The following is a 14,116-nucleotide window of genomic DNA, read 5'->3' on the forward strand; positions in this document are numbered from 1 at the left end:
AGCGCATCGTCAGAAGCACTGTTTTCTTTCCCGCCCGCGTCATTACTCGCGTTTTGGTCTGGCGTGCTGTCAATGTCAGTGCCGCCCGTGGCAGCACTGATTTCGGCTTTGTTGACCACCGTGCCCGTAAAGCCTGCATTCACCGTAAAGGTAATATCACGGGTAGTGTTGGCTCCCGCCGCCAACGAAGCAATCGCCGTGTTTAATGTCGCAATACCCCCAACTGCCGTCCAGTTGGCGTCCGACAAAGTCAGACCCGTTGGAATATAATCAGAAACCTGAATCGCCGTGGCGTTCACATTACCCTGATTATAGATGGTAATCGTGAATTTGACGGTACTGCCCGGATTGACGCTTGCCGACTGACCCGCCGCCAACGTCTTCTTCAACGCCAGGTCAAACACTGGTGCAGGCGTCACGATGATGACCGCTGGGTCTTCATCGTCTTCGTCCGTGGCCGCATCCGTACTGCCCACTGTGCCCGTGCCATCGCCGTTGAGCGCATCGTCAGAAGCACTGTTTTCTTTCCCGCCCGCGTCATTACTCGCGTTTTGGTCTGGCGTGCTGTCAATGTCGGTGCCGCCCGTGGCAGCACTGATTTCGGCTTTGTTGACCACCGTACCCGTAAAACCTGCATTCACCGTAAAACTGATGTCTCGCGTCGTGCTGGCTCCCGCCGCCAAAGCGGCAATCGCCGTGTTTAATGTCGCAATACCCCCAACTGCCGTCCAATTGGCATCCGACAAAGTCAGACCCGTTGGAATATAATCAGAAACCTGAATCGCCGTAGCGTTCACATTGCCTTGGTTGTAAACCGTGATGGTAAATTTCACCGTATTACCCGGATTGACGCTTGCTGCCTGACCCGCCGCCAACGTCTTCTTCAACGCCAAGTCAAACACTGGTGCAGGCGTCACGGTGATGACCGCTGGGTCGGCGTCGTCTTCGTCCGTGGCCGCATCTGTACTGCCCACTGTGCCCGTGCCGTCGCCGTTGAGCGCATCGTCAGAAGCCGTGTTTTCTTTCCCGCCCGCGTCATTACTCGCGTTTTGATCTGGCGTGCTGTCAATGTCGGTGCCGCCCGTGGCAGAGCTGATTTCGGATTTGTTGACCACCGTACCCGTAAAACCCGCATTCACCGTAAAGGTAATATCACGCGTGGTGCTGGCTCCCGCCGCCAAAGAGGCAATCGGCGTGTTCAACGTGGCAATGCCCCCAACTGCCGTCCAGTTGGCGTCCGACAAAGTCAGACCCGTTGGAATATAATCAGAAACCTGAATCGCCGTAGCGTTCACATTACCCTGATTATAGATGGTAATCGTGAATTTGACGGTACTGCCCGGATTGACGCTTGCTGCCTGACCCGCCGCCAACGTCTTCTTCAACGCCAAGTCAAACACTGGTGCAGGCGTCACGGTGATGACCGCTGGGTCTTCATCGTCTTCGTCCGTGGCCGCATCCGTACTGCCCACTGTGCCCGTGCCATCGCCGTTGAGCGCATCGTCAGAAGCACTGTTTTCTTTCCCGCCCGCGTCATTACTCGCGTTTTGGTCTGGCGTGCTGTCAATGTCGGTGCCGCCCGTGGCAGAGCTGATTTCGGATTTGTTGACCACCGTACCCGTAAAACCCGCATTCACCGTAAAGGTAATATCACGGGTAGTGTTAGCCCCCGCCGCCAACGAAGCAATCGCCGTATTTAATGTCGCAATACCCCCAACTGCCGTCCAGTTGGCGTCCGACAAAGTCAGACCCGTTGGAATATAATCAGAAACCTGAATCGCCGTAGCGTTCACATTGCCTTGGTTGTAAACCGTGATAGTAAATTTCACCGTATTACCCGGATTGACGCTTGCCGCCTGGCCCGTTGCTAACGTCTTCTTCAACGCCAAGTCAAACACTGGTGCAGGCGTCACGGTGATGACCGCTGGGTCTTCATCGTCTTCGTCCGTGGCCGCATCCGTGCCACCTACTGTGCCCGTGCCGTCGCCGTTGAGCGCATCGTCAGAAGCCGTGTTTTCTTTCCCGCCCGCGTCATTACTCGCGTTTTGGTCTGGCGTGCTGTCAATGTCGGTGCCGCCCGTGGCAGAGCTGATTTCGGCTTTGTTGACCACCGTACCCGTAAAACCCGCATTCACCGTAAAGGTAATATCACGGGTAGTGTTAGCCCCCGCCGCCAACGAAGCAATCGCCATGTTTAATGTCGCAATACCCCCAACTGCCATCCAGTTGGCGTCCGACAAAGTCAGACCCGTTGGAATATAATCAGAAACCTGAATCGCCGTAGCGTTCACATTACCCTGATTATAGATGGTAATCGTGAATTTGACGGTACTGCCCGGATTGACGCTTGCCGACTGACCCGCCGCCAACGTCTTCTTCAACGCCAGGTCAAACACTGGTGCAGGCGTCACGGTAATGACCGCCGGGTCTTCATCGTCTTCGTCCGTGGAAGCATCTGTACCGCCCGGAGTGCCTGTGCCGTTGCCGTTGAGCGCATCGTCTGAGGCCGTGTTTTCTTTGCCCCCCGCATCATTGGAAACGTTTTGGTCAGGCGTGCTGTCAATGTCGGTGCCGCCCGTGGCAGCACTGATTTCGGCTTTGTTGACGGCCGTACCCGTAAAGCCTGCATTCACCGTAAAACTGATGTCCACTTTGGCACTGTCTCCCGCTGCCAACGAGGCAATCGGTGTGTTCAATGTCGCTGTAATACCGTTGGCCGTCCAATTGGCATCCGACAAAGTCAGACCCGTTGGTATGTAATCATTGATTTGAATCGCCGTGGCGTTCACATTACCTTGATTATAAACTGTGATGGTAAATTTCACCGTATTACCCGGATTGACGCTTGCCGCCTGGCCCGTTGCTAACGTCTTCTTCAACGCCAAGTCAAACACTGGTGCAGGCGTCACGGTGATGATCGCTGGGTCTTCATCGTCTTCGTCCGTAGCGGCATCCGTGCCGCCCGGCGTGCCTGTGCCGTCGCCGTTGAGCGCATCGTCCGAAGCGCTGTTTTCTTTCCCGCCCGCGTCATTACTCGGGTCAGAGTCGTATTTGCTGTCACGGTCCACCGGGGGCGTGTTGTTGGGATCGGTGTCGTCATCGGCACTCATGATTTCGGTGCGGTTCACCAACTCTCCCGTTACACCCGCATTGACCGTAAAGTTGATGTCCACTTTGGCACTGTCTCCCGCAGCAAGCGGCCCTGCAATCGACGTGTTCAAGGTCGCCGTAGTACCGTTGGCCGTCCAATTGGCATCGTTTAAGGTTAAGCCCGTCGGAATATAATCCAACAATTTAACGTTATAAGCGGAGACCGAACCCTGATTATACACGGTCACGGTAAATTTAACCGTGCTGCCGGGAGCCACCGTGGCAGCCTGCCCGACGGCTAAGGTCTTTTTCAATGCTAAATCAAACACAGGACAGGTACCGAATACCTGACAATTAGGGCTGACCGACACGCCACCATTTCCGCCCCCGCCCCCGATGCCCGTATACGTACCGGTTTTGGGATTGAGCGCGGGTAAAGACGCACTTCCTCCTTCGATACAGAAATTCATATTAGTCACGGCTGGAGGTAGGCCAGTGGAATTATTCCCAATCCCTCCCAAGGGATCCTGCACCCAAACAACTCCGCCACCGCCGCTGCCACCGCCACCGCCACCATGCGAACCATCTGCTTGCCCTTGTCCACCATTTCCACCTTTGGCACAGACATTAAGTATACCTCCGGTAACACTGTGGGTATTTAAGACAACAATTCCCCCACCACCTCCTCCAGTACCTCCCGAGGCTGAATATCCTGCATATAAAAGTGTACCATTATCTCCATTAGCCGACATCGTTTTGCCATTGGAAACTACTGAAGCCGCCTGCACCATCACAATTCCGCCTCCATATATAGTATTTTGTGCACCTCCTCCCATCCATACCCTCGGATCAGGACATTGAAAACTACCATCACAATATTGGTATTGATGGTAGGTTGCCAAAGTTCCTCCACCATTACCCCCATTTCTGGCTACGCCGCCAGCTTCTCCTTCCCCCCCTTTTCCGCCATTAGTTCCTGACTTTCCCTGAGGTGATATGTTTTGTAGAGTTGTCGCTCCTCCTCCTCCTCCTCCTACAAAGCGATTCCCCCCCCCTCCACCACCGGATGTCGCGATTCCATCAGACCCTTTGCCTCCATCGGTATCTGTATTAGTCAAACTTCCAAGGCCGCCAGTCTTATTAGTCGCTGAGGAATTCCCACCATTAGCCCCGCCTCCATAGCCTGCCCCCCCGCCACCGCCACCGCCGTGTGGAGCCGAAGCGCCCCCAGAACCAGCACCCCCTACCCCTCCACCTCCACCTCCACCTCCACTGGTATTAACGGCGTTAGCAGTTGTTCCTCCTCCATTCCCTCCATTATAAGTACCATCAGTAGCAAGCTGAGTGCATGGTATTCCATTTCCTTTCATTCCTGGGGAACCATAGCCACCACCACCACCACCACCACCGGCATAGCATATTCCACCGCCGCCACCCATGTAAATATCAGGGCCCAAAATTGTATTTGTCCCGTCAGCATACCGAAAGCCCGCTCCGTCGGCACTGATGTTGCCATTCATTGTCAGCGTCCCCGTCGTGGTCAACGTCACAATCCCTCCCGTACTTCCATCCCAGTCCTTCGCTACAATCCCGCCACTCGGCACAATAAATCCCGCCGGGTCATTGGGTACCCACACCAACTGAAACATCGCCGTTGCCGAGGGCGTGGCGTAGGTCCGCGTCAGGCTGCTCAAAGTGATTGTACTGCCCGTCAGCGAAGCAATCGTGGAATATTCCATCCGACCAGCTCCGCTGCTTGTTGTACCTGTCATCTGAATGAATAACACCTTATCGCCGACCGCCCAGGTATGGGTCGCTCCCGTGGAGGCCCCCACCGTCAGGGTCTTGCCCGACATGGCCGTCACCGGCCGATACGCATTCACCACCCCTGTCGGCAGGGTCGTTTGTGCACGAAGACACAGAAGAGTTGCTATGGTAAACAACCAGCTGAGTACAATTCTATCTTTCATATTCGTCGATATTGGTTTGTAGGAATTCATTTTTTTATTGTTGTCTTTATCGGAACACAGAGTTGTTTTTGACAAGTCGGCTCGGTCAGGGTGAGCAATTCGTCTATTGGAGGAGTCAGTACTTCGCTTTTGTGACCAGAAGGCCATAGTACTTCTACTTTTTCTACCGTTCCGATAGCTCCCAGCCCTACATATTGCGTCAGGCTATTACTGATGCCATAACTCTCCCCAGCGCGTACTTCGCGCACCAGAATACGGCGATCCTTCGTAGTGAGTTTGATTCTTGCCCCCACCCCTGAGCGATTGCTCTCTGTCCCCACCAACCGTATCGCCATGTAATGATTCGCATTGGGCGTGTTGAGCCATAGCCTATCGGGCTCCGTGGTTCTAAAGAGGTAGGAACAATACAGGTCTAAAAAACCGTCATGGTTGAGATCGCCCACCGCAAACGAACGCAGCGGTGTATCTGCTTTGGGCACCAAAAGGGGTAGTGTTACCTCTCGAAAAGTTCGATTGCCGTTGTTAAGAAAGAGTTTGGCATCCGTCAAGCCGCTGACCAGCAAATCCACATACCCGTCATTGTCAAAATCGCGCATCAGGGCCTGCAACAGCCCATCGGGGGTGTTCCCCAACAAACCCGTCCCAGCCGTAATGTCAGTAAAATGACCATGACCGTCGTTGAGCATTAATCGGGAAGGCGAATGATGATTGGCAATAAAAGCATCCAAATCGCCGTCATTGTCTATATCCTGAAATTCGGTTACCCACGTTTGTGAGCTGTCGGCCAGACCGTACTCTTTGGCCCGGTCGGTATAGATCCCTCCGCTGTTGATAAACAATTGATTGATCCGACGTGCATCGGTCGAATCAGTCACCCCTGCCTTACATTTGCTCACATACGCATCAAGGTCGCCGTCATTATCAACATCGGCAAATACAATTCCATAGTTGCCAGCCTGTTTTTCGGGCGGAAGCGACGTAAAAGCAAACCCCATATTATCGCGGGCAAAGCTGCCGTTCGGTGTGTTTTTCCATACCGCATTGGTACTATCATCATTACATACAAAGGCATCCAGCAAACCATCGTTATTTATATCGCTTAAAGCCGATGCTTGGGTAAAGACACTGTCTTCGGGAAGGCGAATAATACGGCTTGCCGTTGGAGACAGCATCACTGAACGTACTCCAGTATACTCCCCGCCCGTCAAGATATCGGCATGGCCATTGTTGTCGATATCTGCCAAAACAACACTCAAAGGCGTAGAGGACTGAACCGAACCCAAGGCTCGTGAAGTAAATTTTCCATCGGGCTGTTGGTATAAAATATAAAAAAAACCTTGGCGATCCGCCCGAACGATGTCATCCCGTCCATCGCCATCCATATCCGTTACGCCTTTTTGTAGCCAACTACTAAATCCCTGAGATGGCAATAAGTCGCTTCGATCCACAAAAACCAATTGACCTTGGACTTTGCTTGAAAGAGTGCAGCATAGAACGATTACAATAATTCGCAAACACCTATAAATCACCTCGATACGCCCGTTTAAGTAAATAACCATGTAACATACTAATTAGGTACTCATTCAATATCTATCGACTGATGTGTGGTCCGTTTTGGGCAGATAGCAGATAGTATGTACTGAAGTGAGCCTACTATTATTCTTTTTGCCCTTTCGCAATATATAATTGTAGCTATCCGAAAATAGGGCGCAAAAAACAATCAAAATTAAATTCAGTATATTTATCATTTTAAGAGTATATCTGTCCTTAATTATAAAACATATTTATACTGTCAAAAATGAACAAGTATTATGCCAAATAAGACGTTTTTACATGCACAAGGGAAAATAATTTATTTCCCTTATTTTAAAATAAAGCCACATATCATTAAAAAAAGAGACTTAATAGAAGTAAAAGGAGAAAAAATAAGACCCAGTTTTAAAAGTATTTTTAGAAGATTAACCTATCGACAAATAGGCATATATTTAAGAATATATATGCTTAATTAAAACAATAAACTATATATATTATATATACCATAATTCCCAACACGTGTCCTTTTTTGTTTTTCTAGGTACAAAATTTCATTCTATCATATTGAGTGAAAACGTCAGAAAACACTCTGATTTTGCAGCCAACTCACTCACATCCATGTACTTCCCCGATACATACACATTCTCCACATGTTATCAAATAGAAATAGGTAGCCCGTAACAAGAACCTAGAACTTTAAAGAAGAAGTTGGTGTCATTCGTTGAAAAAAGTTAAATTTGGCTCGATACCCATCTTAACGGCCTAAGCTGTTACTTTCATTCTTCAATTACAACATCAATATGCTAAATCGTACCTCTACCTTCACATTGTTTACCTTGTTGAGTTGTTTTGTCTTTCTTCCAAAGCACGGAAATACCCAAGAAAACGGCGAAGGAAAAAGCGGAAAAGTAGAAAGCTCTTATTTGAAAGAAGTAGAGCAATTGGCCAAAACCAAGCCATTGCAAGCCGCGTTTCAGTCTATTCTAGGCCAAACCCAGCGCAACCGAAACGAGCTTGTTATGCTCACCGAAATTCCTGCGCCACCATTTATGGAAACCAAGCGCGGCGAACGCTTTGCCAGTATGCTCAAAGAAGCGGGTGCTGATTCGGTTTGGACGGATAAGGAAGGAAACGTGCTCGCACTTCGCAAGGGGAAAAAACGCACGCGCACGGTTGCTTTTGACGCCCATTTGGACACCGTTTTTCCGCTCGAAACCAAGATTAAAGTAAGCAACAATGCCGATACGCTCTTTGCGCCAGGCATTGCCGACAATACCCGTGGCTTGGTCTTGTTGCTATCAGTAGTCAGAGCGCTGGAAGAGGCCAAGGTAGAAACCGAAGCGGATGTGCTGTTTGTGGGCTCAGTGGGCGAAGAAGGCTTAGGAGATTTGCGCGGTACCAAGTTTTTGTTTACCGACCAAAGTCGCCGCATCGACTCTTGGATTGCCATCGACGGCGGCGAAACGGGCACGCTTATCAACATGGGTTTGGGTTCGTTTCGTTACCGTGTTACGTTTCGTGGCCCTGGTGGTCACTCGTGGGGCGCTTTTGGGCTGGCCAATCCGCAACACGCGCTCGGCTCGGCCATTCATTATTTTTCCAAAGCGGCGGATAAGTTTACGCGTTCGGGCGCTCGCACGAGCTACAACGTAGGGCGCATTGGCGGCGGGACATCGGTCAACTCGATTGCGTTTGAGTCGTGGATGGAAGTCGATATGCGTTCCGAAATTCCCGAAAACCTCAACATGGTCGATTCGTTACTAAAAGCGTCCATTCAACAAGCCTTGGTGGAGCACAATGCCATGAAGCGCATGGGGCCTGCCTTGACGGTAGAAATCAAAAAAATCGGTGACCGTCCTTCTGGCGAACTTCCCGAAAGTCTTCCGCTCATTCAACGCGCCATGGCCGCTACTACCTATTTTGGGGTGTCGCCTCGACTAACCCGTGGCTCGACCAACTCCAACGTGCCTATTTCCAAAGGAATACCTGCCATTACGCTCGGACAAGGCGGAAAAACGGGCAATAACCACGCCCTTAACGAGTGGTGGTACGACGAAAAAGACAGCTACAAAGCCATTCAACTTGCCTTGCTGACGCTCGTTTCGGAAGCAGGTTTGGCTAAATAAAACGACCTAAACGCCCATTCATCATGAGAAAACTCTATTTTGTTTGTTTATTGTTCTTGACAACGTGGTCATTTGGACAAAGTTCCGACCTCAACGAACGTGTGAAAGCGTTGGAAGACAAACTCCAATTTATGGAACAAGGTCTTACCAAGACCATCGACGACCTGCTTTGGTACGAAAAACTGGGCGATGTCGCTATCATCGACAAAGTTCGGTACGCCAGCAAACCCCCACACGTGGTACGCAACCCCACTGGGCAAGGTGCCTACAATCCCGTGGTTATTCCTGCCTATACTTTTATTCCAAAAAAATATGCTGAGTCGAAAAAATTGCCGTTGATTGTGCTCATTCACGGCGGTGTTCACGGCGATTTTAATACGTTTTATGCCCACATCGTCCGCGAAATGGTTGAGCAAGGGTACATCATCATCGCTCCCGAATACCGAGGAAGCACGGGCTACGGAAGCACTTTTTACCGCCAAATCGACTACGGCGCCTATGAAAACGACGATGTGTTGGCAGGAAAACGCTGGGCCGTCGAAAACATGCCACAAGTCGATGCCGAACGCGTAGGAATTATGGGATGGAGCCACGGCGGGATGATTACGCTCATGAATATTTTTGACCATCCAGAAGATTACCGCGTTGCCTACGCTGGCGTGCCTGTGAGTGACTTGATTGCGCGCATGGGCTACAAAACCCAAAGCTATCGCAACGAGTTTTCATCGCCCAACCACATTGGGAAAGATGCCGCCGAAAACGTGGCCGAATACCGCCGCCGCTCGCCGCTTTGGAATGCTCAAAAACTGAAAACCCCACTTCTCATTCACACCAATACCAACGACGAGGACGTCAACGTACTGGAAGTAGAAGGACTTATCAACGCACTGAAAGCCAACGGTAAAAAATTTGAGTATAAAATTTACCAAGAAGCCCCAGGCGGGCATACATTTAACCGCATTGACACAAAATTAGCCAAAGAATCGCGGCAAGAGATTTATCGCTTCCTGGCACCCCACCTTACACCGCCTAATCCTGTTAAATAATCCAATCAGCCATTGCTATGAAACATTACCTCTATCTAGTTGCTTTTTGGGCCTGGTTTGCTCCTTGCACTTTCGGCCAATCTGTTTCTTCCGACACGGCAAAAGTGGAAAAAAAGGCCAATTTTGGCCCGCTCTTTAAAAACGATGACGTCATCAAACTGCGCATTGTCACCAACATCAAGGCGCTCCAAAAAGACCGAGGCGCTTCTCCTTCCAACCACTGGGCCGAATTGTATTATGCCCGCAAGAAGAAAGGGGACTTAAAAATTCCTATCAAACTCAAAGTACGCGGTAACTTCCGCAAAGCAGCCAAAAACTGCATTTTTCCCCCTTTGCTGTTGGATTTACCGCAAAAAAAAGACAAAAACTCCATCTTTGAGCGTCAAAATCGGCTTAAACTCGTTACGCATTGCCAAAGCGAAGAATACATTTTCAACGAATACTTGGTGTATCGAATGTACAACCTGATTACAAATTACAGTTTTCGGGCGCGAATTGCTCAGGTAACGTACGAAGACTCGGCGGGGCTTCAAAAACCCGTAACAAGTTATGCGTTTTTGCTTGAAGACGAAGACGATATGGCCAAACGCAACAAAGCCAAAGATTATACAATCAAACAAATTCCGATGCCCCGCATTGATTCTCTTCAAATGGCAACGGTTGCGGTGTTTGAATACATGATTGGCAATACCGACTGGTCCGTACCTTATTTGCACAATATCAAACTGTTAGCCCCCAAAGGAGGAAAATATCCGATTCCTGTTCCTTATGATTTTGACCATTCGGGTATTGTAGAAGCCAAATACGCCCAACCTGCCGAGCAATTGGAACTTGCCTCCGTGCGTGAGCGACTTTACCGAGGATTGACCTATCCGCCCGCTTTGCTCCAGCAGGTTTTTGCACGGTTTAAAGCCGCCAAACCCGAAATCTATGCCTTGTATCAAAACAACCCTCATCTAAAACCAGGCTACGTCAAACGCACCCTTCGCTACTTGGATGATTTTTATTCGATTATCGACAATCCTAAAGATGTAAAGCGCTTGCTGATTTATGGTGGGGGAAAACCACAGGCGGCGGGTGTTGTGATCAAAGGGCTTAACTAACCCCAAACAACACCACCAAAAAGCTAAGAAGAACCAACGGAAAACCAATCATAAACACCAAATAGGTGATTTTCAACAGACGATATTTACGTTCAATGACAAACCCTTGGGCGTAAATATTGTCAATCATCGTTTCTTTCACTCGTTCTTCTTCCGTCACCAGTTGCTTCATTGCTTCTTTGTACTCATCGCGCGATAGCGCCAAATAATCTCCGAAAAACAACAGGTCAATGTTGGATTTATCCAACGTCAGACGCTCGGCTTTTGAGCGTACCGACGGGCGGGTAGAAAGCAACGCCAAAGTGATAGTCGCAAGGCAAACGAGTACCAATAAAGTCATCGGCACCAATAACCGAGGATTAGACTCTACTTCACTCACCAAAAAAGTGATAACCACCGAAATGATGATAGAATTAATCGAAATCATCAAGCCCGCTTTTTGGTCGGCCATGGCGCTGAGCTGAAGATGACTTGCCAACGTCGTCCGAAACATTGTTTCGGCGCTACGGCCTTCTTTTTTTTTCTTCTTCTTTTTCTCTTTCTTCGACTTGTCTTTTTCTTTGGGTTGTTCAAACTCTTCCATTGGTCTATTTTTTAAGTAACAGTGCAAAAGTTTTAGGGTGTTTTTTTAACGTAATCCGCTAATTTTGAACGGATAACTTGTGCTTTAGCACCTAAGATTGACGCGCCCAAAGTATAAAGTCAGTCGATGGCACTTGCGACAATTCGGGTTTCAAAATGCTGATGATTTGTCCACGATGATAGGCCGCGTGGTGGCTCAAGTGCGTTAAAATATCACCTAACGACGACTGAAAAGTAGCCCCAGTGGTGGTTTGGTACGTAATAATTTTATCAAAATCGGCTTCGTCGGTATCTTTTACAAAGCTTGACCATTTTTGGTAACTGTGTTCCAACGTTTCGGAAAGCCAAGCAACAGGTAAGACGTCCCACACGCCTACCACCAAATGATCATTGGCAACGCGTGTAAACCAAACCATTTGTGCATTGAGCACATGGCTCATCAGCGACAAAGCTCTTTCGGGAGGTGTTTCGAGCGATTCAATAGAAGCGACCAATTGGGCGTTGGCCCAACGTTCATAATCGAGAAGTCGGAGAAAATGCGTTTTCATGGAAACAAAGGCTATGATTACTTCGATAAGTTGCCCAGTACGATTACCATTTAATCAGTGCAGACGCCCACGTAAAACCGCTACCAAAAGCGGCTAAACAAACAAGGTCGCCTTCTTTGACGCGTCCTTCTTCCCAAGCTTCGGTAAGGGCAATTGGAATGGAGGCGGCGGTGGTATTACCGTATTTATGAATGTTGTTATAGACTTGGTCTTCGCGCAGACCCATTTGCTGGCGAATGTACTCGCTGATACGAATATTCGCTTGGTGAGGTACCAGCAGCGAAATATCTTCGGGCTTGTAGCCATTGGCATCCAAGGCTTCGTTGATGGCTTCGGCAAAACGAACAACGGCGTGTTTGAAGACCGCGTTTCCGTTCATAATGACTTCAAATCCTCCCTCGTCCACCATCTCTTTGGTAGCCGAGCGAACTGGGCGGCTACTGCCTGGGTCTTTCACAAACAAATCTTCGGCAAAACGACCGTCGGCGTGTAAGTGCGTAGAAAGCACGCGGTGGGTGGGGTCTTCGGTCGCTTGCACAACGGCAGCCCCTGCACCATCCCCAAAAATTACGGCAACGTTGCGGCCTTTATTGCTTTTATCAGTCCAAGTCGATTGAATTTCGGCCCCTATGACCAAAATCGTTTTATACGTACTGGTTTTGATAAATTGGTCGGCAATCGAAAGCGCATACACAAAACCCGAACATTGTTCCCGAATGTCAATCACAGGAATGCCAATGAGGTCGAGTTCGCGCTGCATCAAAAACGCCGAACCTGGGAAAAAATAGTCGGGCGTAATGGTGGCATACACAATCATGTCAACATCCGATGGCTGCAAACCCGCCCGTTCCAATGCCTGACGGGCCGCCGCAGTAGCCATGCTCGCGTTGGTATCTTTGCCGTAGGTAAAGTAACGACGTTCTTGAATCCCTGTCCGCTCACGAATCCACTGGTCAGAGGTATCCATCAGTTTGCTCAAGTCATCATTGGTTACTACGTTTTCGGGTACGTAAAAACCCAAACCTGTAATTTTGGAATATGGCATGATTGTAGGAGTATTAAATAACAAAAGGCAGAACTTCCTTCCGAATGCTCTGCCTTTATCGCTTCACTAAGCTTCTTTCAACGTGTAAGTATAGTCTTCCATAATCAAATTGGCCAACAATTTACTGCAAGCCGTTTCGACGAGTTGTTGGGCAGCAGCCTCTGAATCAGCGTCTAAACTCAAAGTGATGTGTTTGCCAATACGGACATCAGATACGTCGTCGATACCCAAATTATGAAGCCCGAGTTTAACGGCTTTCCCTTGTGGATCAAGGATTTCTTTTTGGGGCATGACGTTGATTTCGGCGATGAATTTCATAGAACTTAAAGCCCCCCACCCCCAATGGGGGAGATTTTGATTGTTAAGCCCCTTTTGGGGATTTGGGGGCTATGAATGAGAGTAAAATGTAAATACCGACTATCAGCGGAACAGCTGCAAATTTCAGCAAAATCAATAAAACCACCGACACCCCAAGGAAAATATATTTGAGTTGATTTTCTTTCCAACCAAAACTTTTGAATTTAAAGGCCAATAAAGGCACTTCCATGATCATCAAAAACGACATCACGAGCGTGTAGCCGATCAATACCGTTGGATTCACAATGATGGATTGAGACTCAGGATACATCCTAAGAATAAAAGGAAGCGAGGCCACTACAATGGCATTGGCGGGAGTGGGTACCCCAATAAACGAATCGGCTTGGCGGGTATCAATGTTGAATTTGGCCAAACGCAAGGCCGAAAAAACTGCCAGCAAAAACGCCACGAAGGACACCAACATCCCCTCGATTTCGATGGAATCATTGGTACGTTCGAGGTATTGAAACACAATCATGGAAGGCAAAACACCAAACGTCACCATGTCGGCCAATGAATCCAATTCTTTGCCAATGGGCGAGGATTGATTTAAAAGTCGCGCGGCAAAGCCATCAAAAAAGTCCAACACCGCAGCCAAAAATATCAAAGCTCCCGCTAATAACAAATCACCCCGAAAGCTGAACACAATACCTAAGCATCCACAAAGTAGATTGCCGCAGGTCATCAAATTGGGAATCGTAAAAAGGCGCATACGT

10 protein-coding genes are annotated in these 14,116 nt (G+C 49.0%); 3 read left to right on the plus strand and 7 right to left on the minus strand.

The features are described from left to right. Positions 1-5,060: beta strand repeat-containing protein (locus AC23N5_RS29850; protein WP_487758330.1), on the minus strand; the 5,060-nt coding region annotated here is incomplete at its 3' end. Positions 5,061-5,086: 26 nt separating this feature from the next. Beyond that, positions 5,087-6,508 (minus strand): CRTAC1 family protein, encoded by a 1,422-nt coding sequence (locus AC23N5_RS29855; protein ID WP_487758331.1) that lies wholly within the window; start codon positions 6,506-6,508, stop codon positions 5,087-5,089. Positions 6,509-7,393: 885 nt separating this feature from the next. On the opposite strand from AC23N5_RS29855, the gene AC23N5_RS29860 reads away from it, so the two are divergent. The 3 genes from AC23N5_RS29860 to AC23N5_RS29870 are packed head-to-tail and all read left to right on the plus strand — an operon-like array spanning position 7,394 to position 10,868. Further along, positions 7,394-8,719 (plus strand): M20/M25/M40 family metallo-hydrolase, encoded by a 1,326-nt coding sequence (locus tag AC23N5_RS29860; protein ID WP_487758332.1) that lies wholly within the window; start codon positions 7,394-7,396, stop codon positions 8,717-8,719. A 23-nt stretch (positions 8,720-8,742) separates the two neighbouring features. After that, complete coding sequence (locus AC23N5_RS29865; RefSeq protein WP_487758333.1) at positions 8,743-9,765, plus strand: alpha/beta hydrolase family protein; 1,023 nt, start codon at positions 8,743-8,745, stop codon at positions 9,763-9,765. 17 nt (positions 9,766-9,782) lie between these two features. Beyond that, positions 9,783-10,868 carry a hypothetical protein gene (locus tag AC23N5_RS29870; protein ID WP_487758334.1) on the plus strand — a complete coding sequence of 362 codons (1,086 nt, stop codon included), beginning with the start codon at positions 9,783-9,785 and terminating at the stop codon, positions 10,866-10,868. Here AC23N5_RS29870 and AC23N5_RS29875 read toward each other — a convergent pair. From AC23N5_RS29875 to pssA, 5 genes are all read right to left on the minus strand, one after another. Then, on the minus strand, positions 10,861-11,451 hold the full coding sequence (locus AC23N5_RS29875; protein WP_487758335.1) for a Pycsar system effector family protein: 591 nt from the start codon (positions 11,449-11,451) through the stop codon (positions 10,861-10,863). The genes AC23N5_RS29870 and AC23N5_RS29875 overlap by 8 nt on opposite strands. Before the next feature lie 91 nt (positions 11,452-11,542). Continuing rightward, positions 11,543-11,998: a DinB family protein gene (locus AC23N5_RS29880; RefSeq protein ID WP_183971242.1), complete on the minus strand. Its 456-nt coding sequence runs from the start codon at positions 11,996-11,998 to the stop codon at positions 11,543-11,545. A 43-nt stretch (positions 11,999-12,041) separates the two neighbouring features. Continuing rightward, positions 12,042-13,043 (minus strand): 3-oxoacyl-ACP synthase III family protein, encoded by a 1,002-nt coding sequence (locus tag AC23N5_RS29885; RefSeq protein ID WP_028521797.1) that lies wholly within the window; start codon positions 13,041-13,043, stop codon positions 12,042-12,044. Positions 13,044-13,109: 66 nt separating this feature from the next. Further along, the gene (gene purS, locus AC23N5_RS29890) at positions 13,110-13,361 is read right to left on the minus strand and encodes a phosphoribosylformylglycinamidine synthase subunit PurS (protein WP_028521798.1); all 252 of its coding nucleotides are present in this window, start codon (positions 13,359-13,361) and stop codon (positions 13,110-13,112) included. A gap of 43 nt (positions 13,362-13,404) precedes the next feature. Further along, positions 13,405-14,112: a CDP-diacylglycerol--serine O-phosphatidyltransferase gene (pssA, locus tag AC23N5_RS29895; RefSeq protein ID WP_028521799.1), complete on the minus strand. Its 708-nt coding sequence runs from the start codon at positions 14,110-14,112 to the stop codon at positions 13,405-13,407. Positions 14,113-14,116: the final 4 nt, after the last annotated feature.

The sequence above is a fragment of the Runella sp. R5_40 genome (assembly GCF_057652295.1).

What these genes read in the sequence shown, in the direction of transcription:
- AC23N5_RS29860 (WP_487758332.1), top strand. Translation starts at nt 7,394, where the DNA reads ATGCTAAATCGTACCTCTACCTTCACATTGTTTACCTTGTTGAGTTGT.
- AC23N5_RS29865 (WP_487758333.1), top strand. Translation starts at nt 8,743, where the DNA reads ATGAGAAAACTCTATTTTGTTTGTTTATTGTTCTTGACAACGTGGTCA.
- AC23N5_RS29870 (WP_487758334.1), top strand. Translation starts at nt 9,783, where the DNA reads ATGAAACATTACCTCTATCTAGTTGCTTTTTGGGCCTGGTTTGCTCCT.
- AC23N5_RS29875 (WP_487758335.1), bottom strand. Translation starts at nt 11,451, where the DNA reads ATGGAAGAGTTTGAACAACCCAAAGAAAAAGACAAGTCGAAGAAAGAG.
- AC23N5_RS29880 (WP_183971242.1), bottom strand. Translation starts at nt 11,998, where the DNA reads ATGAAAACGCATTTTCTCCGACTTCTCGATTATGAACGTTGGGCCAAC.
- AC23N5_RS29885 (WP_028521797.1), bottom strand. Translation starts at nt 13,043, where the DNA reads ATGCCATATTCCAAAATTACAGGTTTGGGTTTTTACGTACCCGAAAAC.
- purS (WP_028521798.1), bottom strand. Translation starts at nt 13,361, where the DNA reads ATGAAATTCATCGCCGAAATCAACGTCATGCCCCAAAAAGAAATCCTT.
- pssA (WP_028521799.1), bottom strand. Translation starts at nt 14,112, where the DNA reads ATGCGCCTTTTTACGATTCCCAATTTGATGACCTGCGGCAATCTACTT.